At 72.1% G+C, this 21,144-nt stretch carries 21 protein-coding genes; 4 read left to right on the top strand and 17 right to left on the bottom strand.

Going from position 1 to position 21,144, the window contains the following annotated elements; genetic code table 11:
• The first annotated feature begins 28 nt into the window (after positions 1 to 28).
• The gene (locus ACLII4_RS07225; RefSeq protein ID WP_412070228.1) at positions 29 to 2,059 is read left to right on the top strand and encodes a peptidylprolyl isomerase; all 2,031 of its coding nucleotides are present in this window, start codon (positions 29 to 31) and stop codon (positions 2,057 to 2,059) included.
• Between the two features lie 53 nt (positions 2,060 to 2,112).
• On the opposite strand, the gene ACLII4_RS07220 is transcribed toward ACLII4_RS07225, so the two are convergent.
• On the bottom strand, positions 2,113 to 2,520 hold the full coding sequence (locus tag ACLII4_RS07220; RefSeq protein WP_412070227.1) for a TerB family tellurite resistance protein: 408 nt from the start codon (positions 2,518 to 2,520) through the stop codon (positions 2,113 to 2,115).
• Positions 2,521 to 2,706: 186 nt separating this feature from the next.
• Here ACLII4_RS07220 and ACLII4_RS07215 point away from each other — a divergent pair, with 186 nt between their 5' ends.
• From ACLII4_RS07215 to ACLII4_RS07205, 3 genes are all read left to right on the top strand, one after another.
• Positions 2,707 to 3,336 (top strand): DsbA family protein, encoded by a 630-nt coding sequence (locus tag ACLII4_RS07215; protein WP_412070226.1) that lies wholly within the window; start codon positions 2,707 to 2,709, stop codon positions 3,334 to 3,336.
• Between the two features lie 77 nt (positions 3,337 to 3,413).
• Positions 3,414 to 4,421: a mechanosensitive ion channel family protein gene (locus ACLII4_RS07210; RefSeq protein WP_412070225.1), complete on the top strand. Its 1,008-nt coding sequence runs from the start codon at positions 3,414 to 3,416 to the stop codon at positions 4,419 to 4,421.
• 42 nt (positions 4,422 to 4,463) lie between these two features.
• Positions 4,464 to 4,898 carry a hypothetical protein gene (locus ACLII4_RS07205; protein WP_412070224.1) on the top strand — a complete coding sequence of 145 codons (435 nt, stop codon included), beginning with the start codon at positions 4,464 to 4,466 and terminating at the stop codon, positions 4,896 to 4,898.
• Positions 4,899 to 4,905: 7 nt separating this feature from the next.
• Here the strand turns inward: ACLII4_RS07205 and ACLII4_RS07200 are convergent, their stop codons facing one another.
• The 16 genes from ACLII4_RS07200 to ACLII4_RS07125 all read right to left on the bottom strand — a co-directional run bounded on the left by ACLII4_RS07200 (position 4,906) and on the right by ACLII4_RS07125 (position 21,130).
• Positions 4,906 to 5,166 (bottom strand): hypothetical protein, encoded by a 261-nt coding sequence (locus ACLII4_RS07200; RefSeq protein ID WP_412070223.1) that lies wholly within the window; start codon positions 5,164 to 5,166, stop codon positions 4,906 to 4,908.
• Between the two features lie 93 nt (positions 5,167 to 5,259).
• Positions 5,260 to 6,360 carry an alpha/beta hydrolase family protein gene (locus ACLII4_RS07195; protein WP_412070222.1) on the bottom strand — a complete coding sequence of 367 codons (1,101 nt, stop codon included), beginning with the start codon at positions 6,358 to 6,360 and terminating at the stop codon, positions 5,260 to 5,262.
• 80 nt (positions 6,361 to 6,440) lie between these two features.
• Positions 6,441 to 6,794 (bottom strand): endonuclease domain-containing protein, encoded by a 354-nt coding sequence (locus tag ACLII4_RS07190; RefSeq protein WP_412070221.1) that lies wholly within the window; start codon positions 6,792 to 6,794, stop codon positions 6,441 to 6,443.
• 215 nt (positions 6,795 to 7,009) lie between these two features.
• Positions 7,010 to 8,176, bottom strand: coding sequence for an ArsA family ATPase (locus tag ACLII4_RS07185; RefSeq protein ID WP_412070220.1), 1,167 nt, complete (start codon positions 8,174 to 8,176; stop codon positions 7,010 to 7,012).
• Positions 8,177 to 8,285: 109 nt separating this feature from the next.
• Positions 8,286 to 8,912: a hypothetical protein gene (locus ACLII4_RS07180; protein ID WP_412070219.1), complete on the bottom strand. Its 627-nt coding sequence runs from the start codon at positions 8,910 to 8,912 to the stop codon at positions 8,286 to 8,288.
• Positions 8,913 to 9,134: 222 nt separating this feature from the next.
• The gene (locus tag ACLII4_RS07175; protein ID WP_412070218.1) at positions 9,135 to 11,666 is read right to left on the bottom strand and encodes a transglycosylase domain-containing protein; all 2,532 of its coding nucleotides are present in this window, start codon (positions 11,664 to 11,666) and stop codon (positions 9,135 to 9,137) included.
• Between the two features lie 231 nt (positions 11,667 to 11,897).
• On the bottom strand, positions 11,898 to 13,865 hold the full coding sequence (locus ACLII4_RS07170; RefSeq protein ID WP_412070217.1) for a YfbK domain-containing protein: 1,968 nt from the start codon (positions 13,863 to 13,865) through the stop codon (positions 11,898 to 11,900).
• A 134-nt stretch (positions 13,866 to 13,999) separates the two neighbouring features.
• Positions 14,000 to 14,899, bottom strand: coding sequence for a cell division protein FtsX (locus ACLII4_RS07165; RefSeq protein ID WP_412070216.1), 900 nt, complete (start codon positions 14,897 to 14,899; stop codon positions 14,000 to 14,002).
• Between the two features lie 294 nt (positions 14,900 to 15,193).
• Positions 15,194 to 15,604, bottom strand: coding sequence for an ATP synthase F1 subunit epsilon (gene atpC, locus ACLII4_RS07160; RefSeq protein ID WP_412070215.1), 411 nt, complete (start codon positions 15,602 to 15,604; stop codon positions 15,194 to 15,196).
• 101 nt (positions 15,605 to 15,705) lie between these two features.
• On the bottom strand, positions 15,706 to 17,208 hold the full coding sequence (gene atpD / locus ACLII4_RS07155; RefSeq protein ID WP_412070214.1) for a F0F1 ATP synthase subunit beta: 1,503 nt from the start codon (positions 17,206 to 17,208) through the stop codon (positions 15,706 to 15,708).
• Between the two features lie 116 nt (positions 17,209 to 17,324).
• Positions 17,325 to 17,981 (bottom strand): NADPH-dependent F420 reductase, encoded by a 657-nt coding sequence (locus ACLII4_RS07150; protein WP_412070213.1) that lies wholly within the window; start codon positions 17,979 to 17,981, stop codon positions 17,325 to 17,327.
• 1 nt (position 17,982) lies between these two features.
• Entirely contained in the window at positions 17,983 to 18,495 is a 513-nt protein-coding gene (locus ACLII4_RS07145; RefSeq protein WP_412070212.1) for a DUF1648 domain-containing protein, read from the bottom strand.
• Positions 18,496 to 18,796: 301 nt separating this feature from the next.
• Entirely contained in the window at positions 18,797 to 19,873 is a 1,077-nt protein-coding gene (thiL, locus tag ACLII4_RS07140; protein WP_412070211.1) for a thiamine-phosphate kinase, read from the bottom strand.
• Between the two features lie 66 nt (positions 19,874 to 19,939).
• The gene (locus tag ACLII4_RS07135) at positions 19,940 to 20,152 is read right to left on the bottom strand and encodes a hypothetical protein (protein WP_412070210.1); all 213 of its coding nucleotides are present in this window, start codon (positions 20,150 to 20,152) and stop codon (positions 19,940 to 19,942) included.
• Between the two features lies 1 nt (position 20,153).
• Positions 20,154 to 20,753, bottom strand: coding sequence for a TM2 domain-containing protein (locus ACLII4_RS07130; protein WP_412070209.1), 600 nt, complete (start codon positions 20,751 to 20,753; stop codon positions 20,154 to 20,156).
• Positions 20,754 to 20,848: 95 nt separating this feature from the next.
• On the bottom strand, positions 20,849 to 21,130 hold the full coding sequence (locus ACLII4_RS07125) for a DUF2164 domain-containing protein (RefSeq protein WP_412070208.1): 282 nt from the start codon (positions 21,128 to 21,130) through the stop codon (positions 20,849 to 20,851).
• Positions 21,131 to 21,144 lie beyond the last annotated feature (14 nt).

Here is a 21,144-nt window from a genome sequence, read left to right as displayed (position 1 = left end):
CGGCGCACTCCCACCACACACCGTGCCCGTGCGTCCGCTCCTCGTCCTCACCGCCCTCCTCGTCGCCGGCTGCGCGTCCACCGCCCTCCCGCCGCCCCCGGCGACGGCCGACACCGGCCGGCCGGCCGACGGGCTGCTCGCGCGGCCCGACCTCCAGGCGCTCGTCGACGCCCAGGTCCGCCGCGACGGCGCCGCGCTGGCGCAGGCCCTCGCCAGCCCCGACAGCACCGTCCGCGCCCGGGCTGCGTTTGCGCTCGCGTCGGTGCAGGACGCCGCCGCCGTCTCCGACCTGAGGCGCCTGCTCGACGACGCCGTCCCCGCTGTCCGCGCGGACGCCGCGTTCGCTCTGGGGCAGTCCGCCGACTCGTCGGCCGGGGTCGCGCTCGTGATCTCGCTGCGGCAGGAGGCGACGGCGTCGGTACTGGCCGAGTTGGTGGAGGCGCTGGGCAAGATCGGCGGGCAGGCCGATCTGCGGGCCGTGTTGGAGGCCCCGCTCCCGGACCTGCTGGAGCCCCACCGCACGCTCGCGCTCGCCCGGTTCGGCCTGCGCGACGTCACCAGCGACGCCTGGGCGGCGTTCTTGGGCGCCCGGCTCCAGGACCCCCATGCGGCGATCCGCGCGAACGCCGCCTACGCCTTCACCCGGTCGCCCGTCGACGCGTGGCGTGGACAGGCGGCGGCGATCCGCGCCGCGTTCGACGCCCTCCCCGGCGACCCGGCCCGGACCTCGCTGGCCCGCGCGCTGGGCCGCCTCGACGCCCCCGACGACGCGGCCCGGCTGGTGGAAGCGCTCGGCACCGACCCGCGCTGGCAGACCCGCGTCCAGGCCGCACGCGCACTCGACGGCCGCGACGACATCCCGTCACGCGGCGCCCTGGCGCGAGCGGTCGACGACCCGAACCCGCACGTCGCCCAGGTCTCCGCGGCCGGGCTGGCGGCGCTCGGCGGCGCCGACGTGCTCGACGTGGCGCGCGCGGCCCTCGACGGCGACCGGCCGTGGACCGTGCAGGCCGCGCTGCTCCCGATCGTGGCCCAAGCCGACCCCGCCGCCGTGCTCGCGTGGGCCGACCGCCAGCCGGATGTGTTCGCCCAGGCCGCCGCGCTCCGCGCCCTCGCTCGCACCGACGACGGGGCCGTCCTAACGCGCCTGTTCACCGACGCCCGCTCCGCCGACACCCGGCTGGCGACCGCCGCCATCGACGCGCTCGGCGAACGGTGGAAAGCGGGCGGCTACGGCCCGCGCCGCTTCTACGACGCCTACGCCACCGCCTTGCGCACCGGCGACGCCGCCCGCGCATCGACCGCCGCCCCGCTCGTGGCCGACTCGGCGTTCTGGGCGCTCGGCGCCGGCCCGCTCCTGCGCGAGGTCTACGGAACGCTCAGCTCGCCCGACGACCTCGAGGCCATGCGCGCCATCGTCAGCGCCGCCGGGCGGGTCCGCGACGGCGCCGAGATGGACTTCCTGATCGGCGTCGCGCTGACGGGCCCGGACGAGTTGCGGACGACCGCCCGCGACGCGCTCAACGAGCGGCTCAGCGACGGCGTTGACGTGGAGGTGCCCGATTCCGGGACGCCCGCCACGACCGCCATCGACTGGGCGCACCTCGCCGTCGTCGGCGCTCACCCCCGGCTCATTCTCGACACGGACCGGGGGCGCGTCGTGATCGAACTCGACACCGAGGCCGCGCCGCAGACGGTCCAGCGGATCACCACGACGGCCGCGCAGGATCTGTACAACGAGGTCCCCTTCCACCGCGTCGTCGCCGACTTCGTGGTGCAGGGAGGCGATTACGTCCGCCGCGACGGCTATGGCGGACCGGACACGCCCATCCGGAGCGAGTTCACCCGCATCCGCTACGAGACCGGCACGATCGGGATGGCGAGCTCGGGAAAGGACACCGAGGGCTCGCAGTTCTTCCTCACCCACAGCCCCCAGCCCCACCTCGACGGCCGCTACACCGCCTTCGGCCGCGTCGTCGAGGGCCAAGACGTGGTCGACGCGATCCTGCAGGGCGACCTCGTCCGCCGCGCCCGCGTAGAGCCCGACCGGAGCCGCTAAGTCGGTCGCCGGTGGATCGGTGGGGACTCAACGCACCTCGTCGTTCCGTTGCCCTACGGCGTGCCGACCTCGGTGCCGAGCGTCGACGCCTCTTCGATCAGCCGCTGGTGCCGGCGGCCCCAGTCGAGGACGGCCTCGAACGTGCCCGCGTCGACGCCGAGGTGGGCGGCCGTCGAGCGGAGCGAGGCGATTTCGGAGGGGTGGAGCCGGCCGTCGGCGTACGCCACGAGCGTCAGGTCGAGCAGGGCGACCACGCGCGAGCGGTCGGTGCCGAAGAGCAGGTTGAGGTCGCCCGCGCTCGACGGCGCGCCGGCCATCTCGGCGGGGAGCCCAGCTTCGACGTAGAGCCGATCGAGCCGCTCGACCTCCTGGATTGCCAGCCGGTTGTCGGCGTCGATGATGCCACGGGCGAGGACGAGAAAGGCGCGGCGTTGCTCGGGTGAGAGCTCGTGGAGAAACATCGTGAGGCTGGGGGGGGGACGAGCGCAGGGTACTCCCGGACCGGCGCGGGGTGCCCTGAGATCGGCGGGGAACGGGGCAGGGGCAAAGGGCCTCCGGAATCTGCGGGCGGCCGATCGGTGTTGGGGCCCCACTCCGCGTCGCCGGTCCACGCCGATGAACCCGGCCCCCGCCCTCTCCCTGCCCCCATGACCATCGACGTGTTCGCCGACATCGCCTGCCCGTGGTGCTACATCGGGGAGGCCCACCTCGCACAAGCGCTGGCCCAGCGGCCCGGGCTCGGCGTCACGCGCCGCTGGCGCCCGTTCCAGCTCCAGCCCGACCTCCCGCCGACCGGCGGCGACCCGGGCTTCCTCGACCGCAAGTTCGGCGGCCCCGAGCGGCGCCAGGCCGCGTTCGCGCACGTCGCTGAAGCGGGCGAGCGCGCCGGGCTCCGGTTCGACTTTGAGCAGCTCGCGGGCGCCCCCAACACGACCGACGCGCACCGCCTGATCCTGCTGGCGCGGACGTACGGGCGCGAGTGGGAGATGGTCGACGCCCTGTTCGATGGCTACTTCGCCGAGGGCCGGGACCTCCACGACACGACCGACTTCGAGGCGCTCGCCGAGCACGGCGGCATCCCTGGCGCCGACGCCATCGCCCTGCTCGCCGACGACCGCTTCCGCAAGGACGTGGCGACCAGCCAGGAGATCGCGCGGCGCTCCGGCATCGGCGGCGTCCCGCTGTACCTCTTCGGCGACCAGTTTGCGCTCTCGGGCGCCCAGCCCGTCGAGGCGTTCGTCCGGGCCATCGACCGCGCGACGGCGCCGAGCGCGTAGGTGCGCGCCGCACAGGGCACGCGCGAGGGACCTAGGCTGGGCTGCTCGCGTAGGTCCGGCTGCCCCTCTCCCGCACCATGCAAGCCGACTCGACCGCCGCCGACACCCTCTCCGCCCAGCCGCTCGACGTGAGCGACGCCGCGACCGGCCTGCTCGGCAAGCTCGGAGGATGGATCGACAGCTTCGTGCTCTTGCTGCCGAACCTGATCGTCGCCGTCTTGATCGTCGTCGCGGCCGTGTTCGTGGCGCGCATCGCGCGCCGCGTCGTTCAGGGGCTGCTGCACCGGACGACGGGCCACGCGCCCCAGGCCAAGAACGTCGTCGGGCTGCTCGGAACGCTGGCGTACGTCGCCGTGCTCTCGGCCGGGACGTTCATCGCGCTCGGCGTCCTCAACCTCGACGGCGTGGTGACGACACTGCTGGCGGGCGCCGGCGTAGTCGGGCTGGCGCTCGGCTTCGCCTTTCAGGACATCGCGTCCAACTTTATCGCGGGCATCCTGATGGCCGTCCGCAACCCGTTCCTGGTCGGCGAGATCATCGAGACGAGCGGGTTCACGGGCGTCGTCCGCGAGATCTCGCTGCGCTCGACCATCATCGACACGTTCACCGGCCAGAAGGTGATCCTGCCGAACGCCAAGGTCTACGGCGACCCCATCGTCAACTACTCGTCGCGCGGCGAGCGGCGCGTGGACCTGGCCTGCGGCGTCGGCTACGGCGACGATCTGGGGCACGCCCAGCAGGTCGCCGTCGAGGCGATCGAGGGGCTGGCGATGCGCAAGGACGAGCGGCCGGTCCAGCTCTACTTCACCGAGTTCGGCGACTCGTCGATCAACTTCGTGGTCCGGTTCTGGGTGGCGTTCGCCAAGCAGACCGACTTTCTGGAGGCGCAGTCCGAGGCCGTCAAGGCCGTCAAGGCGGCGTTCGACGCGGCCGGCGTCACGATCCCGTTCCCCATCACGACGCTCGACTTCGACCCCAGCGGCGGCGTCGGGATGCGGGATGCGCTCAAGGGCGGCAGCTCCGGGGACGGCGGCGGTGTCGACAACGGCGCCAGCGACCCGGCTCCGGAGAGCGACTGGCAGTAGGCGTCGCTTGCGGCGCACGATACGGGGCGCTATCGTACTCTCATGTCCGGTCGCGAATCCGACGAGCTGTTCCCGTTCCTCCCCGGACGGTGGAGCGCAGCATTCGTCGTCGCGTTCCTTGGCATCTGCATCGCCACGTCGTTCGTGGTGATGTGGGTCAGCGTTGACGAGCCGCTCCGCGGTTCGTTCGCGTGGGTGCTCGCAGGGTTCTTCTCGTGGGTGGGTGCGATGACCCTTCAACGGCGGGCAGGGCTCCCTGGCTCGCGCCGTCCGCGACGGTGGTGGCCTCTGGCGTACGGGCTCGGCATCGCCGCCGCTGGCGCCTTCGTGTTGGGCCGCGCGGCGCTTGGCGCCGAGCCGATCCCGGGCTTGCTCGCGGCGGTCATCTGGACCACGCTGACGACGCTGGCACCGCCCAAGCCGGAGGCGGCTCGCCTGTCTATCGAGGCCGATCAGCCGGTCGAGTCCGGAAGCTGACGGCCGCCTAGTTCCAGGGCAGTTCGACCAGCACGTCCTCGTGAAGCGCCGCGCGGACGTAGCCGAGCAGGGCCTCCCGACCGGGCCCGTAGCGGGCGACCCGCTCGATGTCGGTCTTCATGCGGACGCGGCACACCGGCAACCCGGGGATGGCCACGACCCCGTCGACGAGGGCGCGACCGGTGTCGTCCTCCTGCGTCGTGATGCGGACGAACTGGTCGGTGGGGTCGGCGAAGCCGAAGCCGGAGAAGTCGATCGGGAGGGCCATGGGGAAGGCGGTGAGCGCCTGTCCCCTATCGGTTGGCCACGCGGCGCATTAAGCGGCGCGCGCGTCAAATCGGCGTTCCGCGCGCGCCGCCCCCTACTCGCCGGCCGTCGCCAGTACCCAGTCCGCGATGGCGGCCGGGACTTCGGGGTCGACGACGCCCGGCAACGTCGCGTACTCGGCCGGCGAGCCGGTCTCGGCGCGCTGGAAGACGTGGTTGAGCCCGTCGAGCGTGACGACGGCCCAGTCGGGGCTGGCGGAGGCGCCCAAGGCCTCGCGGATGGGCTCGACATTGAGGGCCGGGTCGACTTGCTGGTCGAGTTCGAAGAACAGGGCGAGCGCGGGCACCTCGATCTCCCGAATCGTGTCGGTGGGGTCGAGCGCGAGGAAGGCGCGGAACCACGCGCCCGAGATCGCGGCCATCTGCTGGGCCACGACCATCGGCACGAGCGTGGCGCTCAGCCCGAGCGTGGCCGCGTCTTCGGCGGGCAAGGCGAAGAACGAGCGGCTGATCATGCCCTGCACGGCTTCGTGGTCGGCGTCGGAGAAGTCGCCGCGAGCGGTCGCCGCCAGCCGCGCGAAGGCGGAGTCGGCGGGCACGAGGAACGCCTCGACGCCCGCTGGAGAGACGCCCTGCGACGCCATCCCGCTCCGGTTCTGAGACAGGATGATGTCGCGTCCCGAGACCCCGGGCCCGGCCACCATCACGATCCCGTCGACCACCGGCTCGGAGGTCGCCACGAGCGGCGCGATAGCCCCGCCCTCGCTGTGGCCCACGATCCCGACCCAGCCGATCTCGGGACGGGCGTCCAAGACACGGGCCGCAGCTGCGGCGTCGTCGGCGTAGTCGTACGAGGTGACGGCCTCGGGCGTCGCGCCCGCCGTGCTCTCGCCCGCGCCGCGCTCGTCGTAGCGCAGGCTGGCGATGCCGCGCTCGGCGAGCGCGTGCGCGAGGTCGCGGTACATCCGGTAGCCCGGCACGAAGCTCGGGGAGTCGGGGCCCCCGTCGCGGTCCTGCAGGCCGGACCCGGAGACGAGCACGACGCCCGGGAACGGGCCGTCTCCAGCGGGCACGGTGAGCGTCGCTGCCAGCGTGACGCCCTCGACAGAGTCGAACGACACGGGCGATTCGGTGTAGGCGTCCTGGGCGCTGGCGCCAGCGGCGAGAAGGACGGCGAGGAGGAGTGTGCGGAGCATGGCGGTGGTGCGGAGACGCGGGAGACTACGACGGGATGGGACCCGCGATGCGGATCGACATTCCAACGCGCAGGCAGGGCTCAGAGCTGATGGCGGATGCGCTCAGAGGCGACATCCAGCTGCGTCAACACCTCCTCATTCGTCACCCGCACGACTCGGATCGCACGCGCCGCCAGCCACCGATGGCGCGTCCCGTCGTAGTCAGCACGCGACGGGTCGTCGTGGACCCCTCCATCAACTTCGACCGCCAGCCGCCGGTCGGGGCAGTAGAAGTCGAGCACGAACGAGCCAGCGCTGTGCTGACGGCGGAACTTGACGCCCGCCAGCCGGCGGCGTTTGAGGGCGCTCCACAGCACGGCCTCCGCCTTTGTCGGTCGGTTGCGAAGCGCGCGGCGGCGGGCGAGCAGTGCAGGGCGGTTGTGGAACTGGGCCACGGTAGTGTGAGGCGGGGCTTCCTTAGACCCGCGAGGAGGCTGGATCTAACGTCAACAGGTCAATTTTTACAGGGCCACTGGCCCCCACCACCCCCTGTCCCCCTCCTCATCCGAGGAGGGGGGACATCGCCAGGGGCATCGAGGTCAGCAACGAGTGCGACACATCTATCGAAGAGGCTCCCTTCGGATGAGGGGGGCGGCCGACGGGCGGGGGGTCAGCCCTCCGGCACGAAGTGGGCGCGGAGCCAGCCGTCCTCGACGCGCGCCGACGCCAGCTTGTAATAAGCCAGGAACGCCGGCAGCGTCACATTCCGGCGCTGGTTCGCGATCTGGACGACGAGGTCGTCGCCGAACTGCTCGGCCTCGACCGAACCGGGCTCGGCGCCCGGCACGCGTAGCGCGACCGTGTAGTCGTCCCCCTCGTTCTCGACCTTGTACGACGGCTCCGAGTGGTAGACCGCCGCCGGGTCGCGGTCGGCGTACAAGCCGTCGCCGATCCGCTTCAAGAGGTCGAGCCCGAAGACCTCCTGCCCGAGGTGCGGCACCTGAAGCACGGGCAGCGGGGCGAACGACCGCTCGATCTCGTCGAGGTAGCCGGCCTGCGCCTCGACGTACTTCGCCATCACGCCGCCCGCCTCGTCGGTCGGGATCACGCGGTTGACGATCGCCGCGTCGACGCCGTAGCCGTAGAGCTGGAGGTAGGTGTAGGCGCGCTTGGCCTCCTGGATCACCATCCGCTCCGGGTTCATCACCAACCGCGCCGAGGTAATCTGCGGGTCCTGCAAGATCTCCTGCACGTCGCCGAGCTTACCGAAGAGCCGGTCGAGCTCCTCGTAGCCGCGGTCGAGCGGGATGCCGGTCGTCTTGCGGACGGCGAACCCGACCGTCTTGATGGCCGTTTTCTGGAGGGGGAAGGCTTTTTGGAGCCACCACTGCGTCACCTGCGGGAGCGTGAGCAGCGTCAGCGTCTCGCCGGTCGGCGCGGCGTCGAGCACGATCACGTCGTAGTCGCCGGAGCGGTAGAACTCGTCGAGCCAGAGCAGCGCCGAGCCCTCGCCCATGCCGGGCAGCGCCGCCAGCTCTTCGGCCGCGACGGCGTCGGCGCCCTGGAAGCGGAGCACGGAGCGGACCAGCTCGCGCATGTTGCCCCAGTACTTCCGCATCGAGTAGTACAGGTCGACCTCCATCGCGTCGAGGTTCGGCGCGAGCGGGCGGGGCTCCGGGCCGAGCGGCGTGTCGACGGCGTCGGCGAGCGAGTGCGCGGGGTCGGTGGACAACACGAGGGTGCGCTGGCCGCGAGCGGCACACGCCAGCGCGGTCGCCGCGGCGCAGGTCGTCTTGCCGACGCCGCCTTTGCCGGTAAAGAGGAGGACGCGAGGCATGGCTCGGAGGGAGAGGAGTCGTGTGAAGGGCCGACGCCCGAGCCGCGTTCCGCTTGGGACCACGCTTCACGCCTCCCCTCCCCCCGCCTCGGTCCCGAGACGGGCGAGCTCAGAGCCTCCCGGCGATGCGGCGGGCGAGCGCTTCGAGCGTCCCCACCGCGCACACCCCTGCGCGGCCGGCCACGATCCCCGACTCCAGCTTCACGACCGTCGCCCCGGACGTAAATACGACGGCGTGCGTCACCAGCCCAATCCCGCTGGCGGCCTCGGAGACGTAACGAACGCCGCCATCACCGAGACCCGGGAGGTCGCGCGTGCGAGCTTCGTCGGCCGACACGGCCTCGGCAGGCGCCGCGCTGGGGTCCTGCGCCCCGAGGGCCTCGAACACCTGCCCTAGCACCTGCACCCTCTCACCACTCGCCCCGGCACCGGAGCGGCTCTGGTCGGCGGCCTGACCGAGGGCCCGCGCGAGATCGACCGTCGCCGCCGCGACCTGGGGATTCTCGTCGACGTACACGTTGAGCGTGAACGTGCTGACAGATCCGGGCCGCTGCGCCGTAGTGAGACAGCGGCCGTCGGTGCCCTGCGTGATGTCCACCGTCGCGTCAGCGACGCTGCAGGTCGAGCGGATCTCGGCGGCGGAGAGCAGGGTCTCGCAGGCCGGGAGCGCATCTTGGGCCGCGGCAGGACTCCGCCCGAAAGCGACCACGACGAGGAGTGCGAGAAGGCAGCGCATGACGAGGCCGGGGTGTGGAGAAACGACAGGCATCTACCTCCACAAACCGATATGGCGGCCTGAGATGGTCACGGCCGGCACGGCACAGCGCCGCGCGCAGGTCCGCCCGCCCCGGCGCCGAGATAGGCCAGGTGGCTCTGCGGGGGGCCGACAAGAGCCCCTCATCCGCATCGAGAAACGGCCCCAATCGGGCCTAGGGGTCGCCACTTGGCATCTCCCTACTCAGCCGCCGCCATCGCGGGCCTCGCGGAGGATCTCCTCGGCCGTCTTCCCGCCTCGGTTGTTGGGGTTCCGGATCGTCGGGTCGCCCACCGGACGGCGGGGCGTCGGCGCGGTGCGCGGGGCAGGCGGCTCGGCAGGGGCGCGCGGCTCGGGCGGGGTGTCCCAGCCGATGCGGCGCGGGCCGGGCGGCGGCTCTCGGAGCGCGGGGCGGTCCTCGGCGGGGCGCTCCACCTCTGGCAAGTCGATGGGGGCAGGCTCGTAGGGGTCCTCGCCGAAGACATTCTCGTACTCGTCGGCGTCGAAGTCGGCCACCTCCGGCTCGTCGACGAGCGTGGAGTCGCCGTCGGCGTCGAAGTCGAGCGCGTCGTAGCGGCCGGGCGGGGGCGGGAAGGCCACGTCTGGGAGGCGGTCCTGGACGCGCACCAGGAAGTCGGCGACGACGGGGAGCGCCGAGCGCGAGCCCTCGCCGGTCGCCTTCGAGCGGAACGTCACGCGCTGGTCGTTGAAGCCCACCCAGGCGCCGACCGCCAGCCCGGGGCGCATGGCGATAAACCAGCCGTCGGCGTAGCGCTGCGTCGTGCCGGTCTTGCCGGCGAGGTCGCCCGTCACGCCCATCTCACGCAGGGCGCGGCCGGTGCCGCGGTCGATGACGCCGCGCATCATGTCGAGGAGGTTGCGGGCGTCGCGGCGTGTGAGGGCTTGCTGGCCAGCGCCGCCGAACTCGTCGAGGACGGTCCCGGACGCGGTCTCGACGCGCGTAATGAGGCGCGGCCGCCGCCGCAAGCCGTCGTTCGCGATGGTGGCGTAGGCGGACACCATGTCCAAGAGGGTGACCGGGCTGGTGCCGAGCCCGATCGACGGCACCACGTCGAGGTCGCTGTTGACGCCCATCCGCTGGGCGACGAGCGCCACGCGGTGCGGGCCGATCTCCTGCGTGAGGCGCGCGGTGACGGAGTTTTTGGAGTACGCGAGCGCGTCGGCGAGGGTGCCCGCGGAGGATCCGCCTGCGGGCCGCCAGGTGGTCCCGTCGTCCAGTTCGACCTCGGCGGCGCCGCTCTCGATCTCGTCGTCGGGCCCGTAGCCGCGCTGGAGCGCCCCAGCGAAGACGAAGGCCTTGAAGGTGGAGCCGGGCTGGCGAAGGGCCACGCCCGCATGGTCGTACTCGTCGACGGCGAAGTCGCGCGAGCCCACATACGCGCGGACGGCGCCGGTCTCGGGCTGGATGGCGACGAGGGACGCCTCAACGCGGCGGACCGACTCGGCGGTGCGGGCCAACACATCGGCCTCGGTGCGGACGGTCGCCAGCGCGTCGTCTTCGGACTCGCCGCTGTCACGCGCGCGGGCGTAGGCCACGGTCCGGCGGAGGGCGGCGTCGAGGGCGGCGCGGGGGACGCCCCGTCGCCACTCGGCGTCGGCGGTGCGCTGGAGGCGCGCGCCGCGTGCGGCGACAGCCGCCTGGGCCTCGCGCTGCATGGTCATGTCGAGGGTCGTAAAGACCACGAGCCCGTCGCGGTCGATGTCGTAGCCGCGCGAGAGGGCCCAGCCTTCGAGTTCGGCCCGGACGGCGGCCGTAAAGTGGGGCGCGGCGCTGTAGGTCGAGGGCTGGGTGCGGAGCTCGACGCCGAGAGAGTCGGCCTGCAGGGCGGCGGACTCGTCGCGCGGGAGCACGCCCTGGTCGGCCATCAGCTGCAGAACGAGGTTGCGCCGCGTGGTCGCGGCCTCGGGGTGGCGGACGGGGTTGAACTGGTTGGGCCCCTTGAGCATGGCCACCAGCAAAGCGGACTGGGCGACCGTCAGGTCCGGGGCGTGCGTGCCGAAGTAGGTCCGAGCAGCCATCTCGACGCCGAAGGCGTTGTAGAGGAACGGGACCGTGTTGAGGTAGGCCTCGAGGATCTCGCGCTTGGTGTGGTCGGCCTCGATGGCGCGCGCGGCAATCGCTTCCTTGGTCTTGCGCTCGACCGTCCCCGCGTTGCCGATCTCGTCAGGGAAGAGGTTGCGCGCGAGCTGCTGGGTGATGGTCGATCCGCCCTGCCGGTCGCCCTTGATGGTGTTCCAGATGGCCCCGATGGTGCGCCGGACGTCGACCCCGCCATGCGCGTAGAAGGCGCGGTCCTCGGTCGCGATGAGCGCGTCGACGAGGTGGACGGGGATCGAGTCGAGCGGGACCCACTCCTGAAAGTCGGGCTCGAACTGGGTGATCCGCTCGCCCCGCACGTCGACGACGACGCTGGGCTGGGAGCGCGTGGCTCGCGCCAGCGCATACGCGTCGGGCGTCTCGGGCAGCAGCGACCACGCGTACAAGGCGACCGCCAGCACGCCCAGCGCGAGCGCGCCGGTGCCGAGCAGGAGGGGGACGCCGAGGGCGACGGCGACCCGCCGGCCCCACGAGGCCTCGTCGTCGGTGATGGCCTGCCAGTACCGCTTGAACGGGTTGCGGGTCGGCGGGGTCTCCGGCTCGGGCCGCCACGAGGGGGCGGGGCGGGCGATGGTGGGGCGGAGCGACACGGGCAGGCGGGCGGGGGGCACGGGCATCAACGTATCAAAGCGAATCCCGTGCCGCGGGGCGCGAGCAGACCCGGGATCGGTCGCGCAGTGGGGCCGCCTCACCGTGATGATCGGCAACCGGAGCCCGGCGCTTGGGAGGGACTCACCGGCGGTGTGTCTGTACGTCCACCGGAACGTGGTGGTCTTGCGGTTCCGTTGACCGGAGCGTCCCGCTCGGTAGGGGCGACCCGCCGGGTCGCCCCTACGCGGACCTCGCGATCAATCGCCCAGGGCCACGGCGTCGCGGTCGGGCCCGGCGGACTCCGCCAGCACCTGCGCCGTCTCGATCAGGCGGACGAACTCGGCGCGATCGCCGTGCGCGTCGTCGCCGCGAGCGCCCCGTGCCAGCGCGAGCGCGTGGTCCCAGCTCGCGCCCGGCGCGTACTCGCTCTGGCGAAGCAGGAGCGCCGACTCGGTCACGGCGACGGCCCAGCGCGTCGCCTCCGAGGCGCGGGCCAACGGGACGGCGGCACCCGCGACGGGGACCGCGAGCCGGACGCTGGTGTCGGAGAACGTGCCGCCGTCCGTCGCGGGCTTGTAGCGGAGCGCGACCGTCAGCCACTCGCCGGACGACGCGGCGGGCGTGAGCGCGGGCGTGGCCTGGTACTTCAATCCATCGACGCCCGCGGTTGGGACCTCGACGCCGACGGGGACGATCTCATACAGCGCCGTGACCGTGTGGCCGGCGCCTAATTCGCCCGCGTCTTTGGCGTCGTCGTTGAAGTCCTCGTTCGCGAGCGCCCGGTTTTCGTACCCGATCAGGCGGTAGCCCGCGACGCGGGCCGGGTTGAACTCGACCTGGATCTTGACGTCCTTGGCGATGGTGAACAGGGTGCCGCCAAACTCGCGGACGAACACGCGCTCGGCCTCACGCGCGCTGTCGATGTAGGCGTAGTTGCCGTTCCCATGATTCGCGAGCGTCTCCATCTTGGAGTCCTGGAGGTTGCCCGTCCCGAAGCCAAGGACGGACAAGAAGACGCCCGACTCGCGCTCGGTCTCGACGAGCCGCTGCATCGCGGCGTCGGACGACTCGCCGACGTTGAAGTCGCCGTCGGTCGCCAGGATCACGCGGTTCGTGGCGCTGGGGTCGAAGTGGCGGCGGGCGACCTCGTAGGCCAGGCGCAGGCCCTCGGCGCCGCCCGTCGAGCCGCCCGCGTACAAGCCGTCGATGGCGTCCAGGATGCGCGTCTTGTCCTCGCCCGAGGTGGGCGGGAGGACGAGCCCGCTGGCGCCGGCGTAGACGACGAGCGACACGCGGTCCTGGGGCCGCATCTCGCGGACAAGCAGGCGGAAGGCGCGCTGCAGGAGCGGCAGCTTGTCCGGCGACCGCATCGAGCCCGACACGTCGATCAGGAAAACGAGGTTGGCCGGGGGCAGGTCGTCGGTCTCAATCCGGCGGCCCTGGAGCCCGATCCGGACCAAGTGGTGCGCGGGCGCCCACGGCGCGGTCGTGACCTCGGTCCAGACCGCAAACGGGTGGCGGCCCGTCGGCCCGTCGAGCCCGTAGTCGAAGCTGTTGATGAACTCCTCGACGCGGACGGCGTCGACCGGCGGGAGCGTGCCGTCGGTCAGGAAGCGGCGCGTGTTGGCGTAGCTGGCGCGGTCGACGTCGATGGAGAACGTCGAGAGCGGGGCGTCGGCGGCCGTCTTGAAGCCGACCTCGTCGATGGGCGCGTAGCCCTCGCGGTCGACGGGCGGCGCGTTCCGCCAGCCGGGGTCGGGGCTCGGCGCCGACGGCGGCGGCGAGGCCATCTGCGCCATGTGGATCCCTCCGGTCGAGTGGCGCACGCCGATGGCGTCGCGCACCATCCGGGGCGGCTCGAACTCCACGACGACCTCGTCCATGCCGGACCGGCCGGCCGTCATCGCCACGTCCGCCCGGACGGTGCCGCCGGCGACGGTGACCGTGACCTGCGCCGGCTCGTAGCCGATGTAGCGGACCGCGAGCGTGTGCGTCCCGTCGGGCACGTTCGCCAGCCGGTACCGCCCGTCGATGTCGGTCGCCGCGCCCACGCGGAGCGCCTCGATCCCGACCGTCGCCCCGATCAGCGGCTCGCCCGTGGCGGCGTCGGTGACGGTGCCGATGACGGCGCCGGGCAGCGCCAGCGGCGGGCCGGACGCCAGCAGGGGCACGAGAAGGGCGACGAGCGCGAGAGGGCGGAACCGTGAGGTCGACGGCGTCAGCATGGCGACAAGCGTGGGTGAGACAGGGGGGCCCAACGGACGGACCGCTAAGTCCTTGCGCAGGGCACCGTCTTGACACCTCCGAGCCGCAATCGTCGCCCGGCTCGTCACATCACCCACGCGATGTGCCCTCTCCCCTACCCCACGCGGACCGTCCGAATAAACCGCCGAACCGCCACGCTCGACGCCAACAGGCCCAGCACGAGGCCGAGCACGAGGAGCGCAGCCATCGACCACAGCGGCGTCCCGCCCGGCCACCCGACGGCCGCCGCGCCGCTCTCGGTCGAGCGGATGAATCGGAGGAAGAGGTCGTAGAGCCCCCACAGGACCAGCCCCGCGACGACGCCCGCCGCGAGCCCCTGGAGCACGCCCTCGATCAGGAAGGGCCGCCGGATAAACGTGTTCGTGGCCCCGACCAGTTTCATCGTCCGGATCAGCATCCGGCGCGCGTAGATCGACAGCCGGACCGTGTTGCCGACGAGGAGCAGCGCGGCCACGACCACGAGCAGCGCGATCGCCAGCCCGACGCTCGAGAACAGCTGGAGGTTGCGCTCGACGGCCTCGACGGAGGCCCGGTCGTAGGCCACGTCCTCGACGGCGGTCCACCCGTCGACGCGGCTGGCGAAGGCCGCCAGCGAATCGGGGTTGGCGGAGTCCCCGCCGAGTTGGACGCGGTAGCTGGCGGGCAAAAACTGGGCGTCGTCGTACAAGTCGGCCTCCTCGCCGAACGCCTCGCGGAAGATGACGGCGGCCTCCTCGTGCGAGATGTAGCGGACCGAGTCGACGCCAGCGACGGAGCGCAGGCGGTCGCCGATGCGGGTGGCGGCCTCCGGCGTGGCGCTGTCGGCCAGGAACACCTCAACCTCGCTCGCTCGCTGGCGCAGCGCCTCGGCGACGTTCTGGCCCTGCCACCCGAGCAGGGCGAAGATGCCGATCAGGACGAGCGCGATCGCGAGGGCGACGACGCTCGTCGCGGCGGCCAGCTTGGCGCGTCGGAAGCCGGCAAGCCCCTCGCGGAGCGTGTACGGAAGAGCCACAGTAGGGGGCGTTGGGAGACGCTCGAAAGGTAGACCGCAGAGCACAGCACTGACCGCCGTCGGAGCAAGTGCCCCTGCCTACTCGTGAGCCATCGCAGGCCGCGAGTTGGAGCGGCACAGGCCCGCAAAAAGAGAGCGCCCGACGACGAATCGTCGGGCGCTCAGTCGGGGAGCTCGCCCTGGAGGGCGGGGCTGGGCGTGCTCAACCCGAGTCGGTATGACCACGAATGGTCGCTGCCGGAACCCCAAGGTACGCGCCGCCTGAGAGGCGGGCAAGAACCCTGGGTGAAGCCACTAGACCTGGCCCATGGCGGTACGGAGCCGCGTCCGGGCGCGGTCGCGCTCGGCCTCCAGCGCCGCCCGCTCTTCGGGGGTGGTGGCCTCCGTCAGCCGCGCGGCCGCGCTCTCCTCGGCGGCCCGGGCGCGCTCGACGTCGATGTCGCCGGCGGGCTCGGCCGTCTCGGCCAGCATGATGACGTGGTCGTCCAAGACCTCGACGAACCCGCCGGACGTCGCGAACGACACGCGGTCGCCGGTCAGCGTCGTCACGACGACGGTGCCGGTCTGGGTCGCCGCGAGCATCGGGGCGTGGCCGCGGAGGACCACGAACGAGCCCTCGACGCCCGGCGCGCGGAAGCTCCGGGCCTCGCCACGGTAGGCCGCACGGTCCGGGGAGACGATCTCGACGAGAAGGGAGTCAGCCATGGGGGGGACTGGGGACTGGGGGGACAAAGGGGACTGGGGGTCTCGGTGGGGAGCGGCGTAGCCAGTCCCTAAGTCCCGAGTCCCCACAGTCCCCGCAGAGGCTACGCCTCCGCGAGCATCTTCTCGCCGGCCTCGATGACCTCCTCGATGGCGCCCTTGTACAGGAACGCGCCCTCGGGCAGGTGGTCGAGCTCGCCCTCCAAGATCATCTTGAAGCCGCGGACGGTGTCCTCGACCTTGACGTACTTGCCGGGCGTGCCGGTGAACTGCTCGGCGACGAAGAACGGCTGCGACATGAACCGCTGGACGCGCCGGGCCCGGTTGACGACCTGCTTGTCCTCGTCGGACAGCTCGTCGAGACCCAAGATGGCGATGATGTCCTGGAGCTCCTTGTCGCGCTGGAGCAGCTCCATCGTGTCCTGGGCGACGCGGTAGTGCTCCTTGCCGACGACCTCCTCGGTCAGGATCCGCGACGTGGAGTCGAGCGGGTCGATGGACGGGTAGATGCCGAGCGACGCGATGGCGCGCGAGAGCACGGTCGTGGCGTCGAGGTGGGCGAACGTGGTCGCCGGGGCCGGGTCCGTGAGGTCGTCCGCGGGCACGTAGACGGCCTGGACGGAGGTGATGGCGCCGGTCTTGGTGGACGTGATGCGCTCCTGCATCGTGCCCATCTCGGTCGCCAGCGTCGGCTGGTAGCCCACGGCCGACGGCATGCGGCCGAGCAGGGCCGAGACCTCGGAGCCGGCCTGGGTGAACCGGAAGATGTTGTCGACGAAGAACAGGACGTCGGTGCCGCCCTGGTCGCGGAAGTACTCAGCGAGCGTGAGGCCGCTCAGCGCCACGCGGGCGCGGGCGCCGGGCGGCTCGTTCATCTGGCCGAACACGAACGTCGCCTGGCTCTCCTTGAGCTTCTCCATGTCGACCTTCGACAAGTCCCAGCCGCCCTCTTCCATCGAGTGCAGGAAGGCGTCGCCGTAGGTCATGATGCCCGACTCGAGCATCTCGCGCATCAAGTCGTTGCCCTCGCGCGTCCGCTCGCCGACGCCGGCGAAGACCGAGAAGCCGTCGTGGCCCTTGGCGATGTTGTTGATGAGCTCCTGGATCAGGACCGTCTTGCCGACGCCGGCGCCGCCGAACAGGCCGATCTTGCCGCCACGGGCGTAGGGCTGGATCAGGTCGATGACCTTGATGCCCGTCTCCAAAACCTCGACGGAGGTCGCGAGCTGGTCGTAGGTCGGCGGGTCCGCGTGAATGGGGCGGTACTCCGTGACCTCCGGCTTGGGGAGCCCGTCGATGGCCTCACCGACCACGTTGAACAGGCGGCCGCGCACGGCTTCGCCGACCGGCATCGCGATCGGCTTGCCGGTGCCGCGCACGGGCGTGCCGCGCGTCAGTCCGTCGGTCGAGTCCATCGAGATGGTCCGGACGCGGTTCTCGCCGAGGTGCTGCTGGACTTCGAGGACGAGCGTGCCGGTCTCGCGGTCGATCTCGAGCGCGTCGAGAATGTCGGGCACCTGGCCGGCGGGGAACTCGCAGTCGACGACGGGGCCGATGACCTGGAGGACGTCGCCGGTGCCGGTCGCGGTGGGCGTGGAGGTTTCCATCTTGGACGGGTCGGAGGGGACAGGGTGGAAAGCTAGTGTCCGGCGTTCGGAGCGACGGTGAACGGGGGCCCCAGGCGGGCGAAGCTTCGGCAAAGGCCAGGCGCTCGCCGGGGCCCCTATCGCTGCAGTACGGCGAGCGCGTGCTCGCGGCCGGCGACGCTCGCGTGGGAGATCCAGAGCACCGCCATCTGCTCCAGGGCCCGCGAGCGCTCGATCCCGCCCGCGTCGATCCCCTCGAACCCGAGCGCCTCCGCCAGCCCGAGCGTCGTGGCCTTGGCGTCGGCGTCCGCGCCGGCCACCCACATCGCGGGCCGGAGCGCGCCGAAGTCGGCGTCCGCCATCACGTCTGCCCCGACCGAGCTGAAGGCCTTCACCACGCGGGCTCCGGGCGCCCACGCCTGAATCAGCTCGCCAGCCGAGGTCTCGACGACGAGGGACAAGTCGGGGAACGCGAGCGGGTTCGTGGTGTCGAGCACGATCCGGCCGTCGAGGTCGAGCGAGCGGACGAGCGCCTCGGTGGCCTCCCACGGCGTCGCGATCACGACCACCTCGGCCTCGGTCGCGGCGTCGACTGGGAGCGCGGCGGAGGCAGGCGGCCCCGCCCTCGCGACCAAGTCGCGCACGTCCTCCCGCTCGGGCTCGCGGGATCCGTAGACGACCGTGTGGCCGCAAGCGGCGAAGGCCGGACCGAGAGCGGAGCCGACGCGGCCGGTCCCGAGAATCGCGATGGTCATGAGGGGCGTCGGCAGGGCAACAGAACTGTCCTCCCGCAAGCTAGGCCTGCTGGCGGTCCACCTCGTTGTGGATCGCCACCATCCCGACCGCCAGCGCCGCCATCGGGCCCACGACCGCGACGCCGATGCCCGCCAGCACCCAGCCCGTCCCGCTCGCGCCGTGCGCCTCGGTCCACGTCCCGAGCTGGATCAGCGCAAAGGCCACCATGCAGAACGCGGCCGTCGCATACGTCATCACCGCCACGCGAGCCAGCACGGGCGCGCGCCTGTCGGGCGGCAGCGCGAGGATCGCCTCCTTGTTGGGCAGGTTGAGGCCGGGGGCGCCGGGGCGGAAGACGGCGACGCGCATCATCCACTCCATAAACGCCGCCATCGCCAGCCCCACGAGCGGCAGCGCCAGCCACCCCCAGAACGAGCCCACCGACCAGTCGTCGGCGACGCCGTCGAGGCCGTAGTGCGTCGGGAAGCGCTCGGGCACCTGGGGCCAGACCGCCATGGCGACCGCGACCAGCCCGATCGCCAGCGTCCACATCGTCAGGCGGGAAAGGAGCACGGCGGCGAGGGGCGAGGGGTCGGGACCGTACGGGCCACGCGAGCCCGGGTTGCCGACGACCGAGCCGCTGGAAGTAGGATTCGGAGGACGCCGTTGGCGGATCTTGCGCCGGCCTCCCAGCCCCGTCATCCTGAGAGACTGTTTGGGGAATGACGCGAGCTCTCCCGATGCGTCCCCACGCCCGCTGGGAGAGGGGACGACGTAGGCGGGCTTGCACCAGTCCCGCTCGCGTCGTCCGATCCCGCTCGCGAACGCCAGCCCCTTGCCCCTTCCCTCTTACCCAGAGCATCCCGAAGGAGCTCTAGTAATGCTTGTAGCCGCCCGCGTGGAGCGGCACCCGGTTGCCGTCGGGGAGCCGGAGGACCACGCCCTCGTCGGGCTCGACGATCTGGCCGACGACCGCGTACGTGTCGGCCGCCAGCTTGGGCGCGTCGGCCTCGGCCATCGTGAACAGCAGCTCGTAGTCCTCGCCGCCGTAGAGCACGAACGCCTCGGGCCGCTGGTCGTAGCGCTGCGCCGCCAGCGCCGTCTGCACGTGGACCGGCAGGAGCCCGCCGTCGACGACGGCCCCGACCGTCCCCGCTTGCGACAGGTGGTGGGCCTCCGACGCCAGCCCATCCGACACGTCGATGAGCGAGGTCGGCCGGACGCCCGCCTCGGCCCAGAGCTGGACGCGGTCTAGCCGCGCCTGGGGCATCAGCTGGCGCTCGACGACGTACGCGAACTCCGACAGGTCCGGCTGGACGTCCGCCGCGCCGTCGCCCGCCTCGTCGGCGGCCTCCTTCCCACCGATCAGGATCTGGAGCCCCGCCGCCGCGCTGCCCAGGTCGCCCGTCACGCACAGGAGGTCGCCGGGCTGGGCGCCCGCGCGCGTCACGATCTCGTCCTCGCGCGCCTCGCCGACGACGGTCACGCTGATGGTCAGCCGCGCCGAGGCCGTGATGTCGCCGCCGACGACCGCCAGCCCGTAGCGCTCGCACGCCTGCCCGATGCCCACGTACAGCGTCTCGGCGCCCTCGACCGACAGGTTGTTGGGCAGCCCGAGCACGACCGTCGCGTAGAGCGGCCGGGCGTTCATGGCGCAGATGTCGCTGACGTTCGTCGCGATCGCCTTCCAGCCGAGCGCGCGGAGCGGCACGTACGTCCGGTCGAAGTGGACGCCCTCCACCATCGCATCCGACGTGACCACGTGGACGCGGCTGGCGCCGTCGGCGCCCGCGCTGCCGACGCGGTACACGGCGGCGTCGTCGCCGATGCCGACGAGGAGGTCGCGGGCGCTCGTGGCGTCGGCGAGCGTGGCGGAGAGCCGGTCGATCAGGCCGAACTCACCGACTTCGGAGACAGGGGTAAACGGCTGGGACTCGGGGATCTCGGACATCGGCCGGGGCAGAGGGGGCACCCGAAACCTACCCGTGCGGGCCGGGGCGGCGCCTCCGCACCGTCTTCAGCCAGCCACCACGACGGCGATCGCGAGCGCGAGACCGAGCGCGCCGAGCATGGCGGCGACGGCGGCGTGGCCGCGGATCAGCTCCGCCCACCACGCCTCGTCGCCCCAGTCGTCGTCCTCGACCTCGACAGGCGACCTCCACGCTCGAACGCTCAGAACCATAACAACCGCCGAGATCGCGCCGATGACGAGGGCACTCCCGTCGTTCACGTCAGTCCTCGTCCTCGTCCTGCTTGCGCACGGGTCGCGCCAGCATCAGTTGCTCGCGCGGGGGGACCAGAAGCGTCTGCGGGGCGCCGTCGTAGCGCTGGGCGAAGTGGCGGTCCGACATCCGCACGTAGCGGACGAAATCAACGATCCCGATGCCGACGGGGATCAGGGTCCAGCAGAACAGGAGCATCGCCACGCCCCACTTGGTCTGCCCGAGGTAGAACCGGTGCGCGCCGACGCCGCCGAACAGCAGCGCCAGCAGGGTCGCCGTCCCCTTGTTCTTGCCCGCGCCCACGAGCCGGGCCGGCGCCTCGGGCTGGCGCACCGCGCACGTCGGGCAGACGGCGGCGCGCGCCTCGATCTCCTCGCCGCACGCGTAGCAGTACTTGGTGACGACGGGCCGACTGGCCGGCGTCCGAGACGAGGCGACGGCCGCCAGCGCGGCCGGCTCGGGGGCGGGCTTGGGACGGCGCTTCCAGCGGCGGAGGCCGCCGCGCCGGGTCCGCTTGCGGCTCGGGTCGGGCCCGAACGCCTGCTCTTCGAGTTCGTCGGAGGACAGTCGATCGAGGCCGTCGTGCGCTTCGAAGTGGGTGCTGGACATCGGGTCGAAGGTGGGGAGACCGCGTGCGTTCCGCCGTCGGCGGCGGCTCGCCGTATTCGGCGCAACGCGGCGGGAGTTGCGGGGGCACTGCCCGCTCAGGCCCGGCGGCGCCCGCCTCGGGCGTTCTGGCGACGGAGCGAGTAGCCCATCTCTTGCTCACGGAGGTCGATGTCGAGGTCGGCGATGACGCTCGACAGCCGGCCCTGCGCGTCGCGGACGCCCTTGTTGTAGGCCGCCGGGCCGATCTCGTCGAGCGCGTAGTCCAGAAACGACTCGGCGGCAATGGTGCCGATCTCGATCTCGAGGTGCTCGCGGACGTAGTCCTGGATGGACTCGATGAGGTCCACGCGGGAGCGCTTGGGGATGTCGATCGGCATCGGTCGTCTTGGGA

The sequence above is a fragment of the Rubrivirga aquatilis genome (assembly GCF_046845665.1).
GTDB lineage: Bacteria > Bacteroidota > Rhodothermia > Rhodothermales > Rubricoccaceae > Rubrivirga.
The sequence above is the reverse complement of the archived record's forward strand: the minus strand, read 5'-3'. Positions and strand labels throughout refer to the sequence as shown.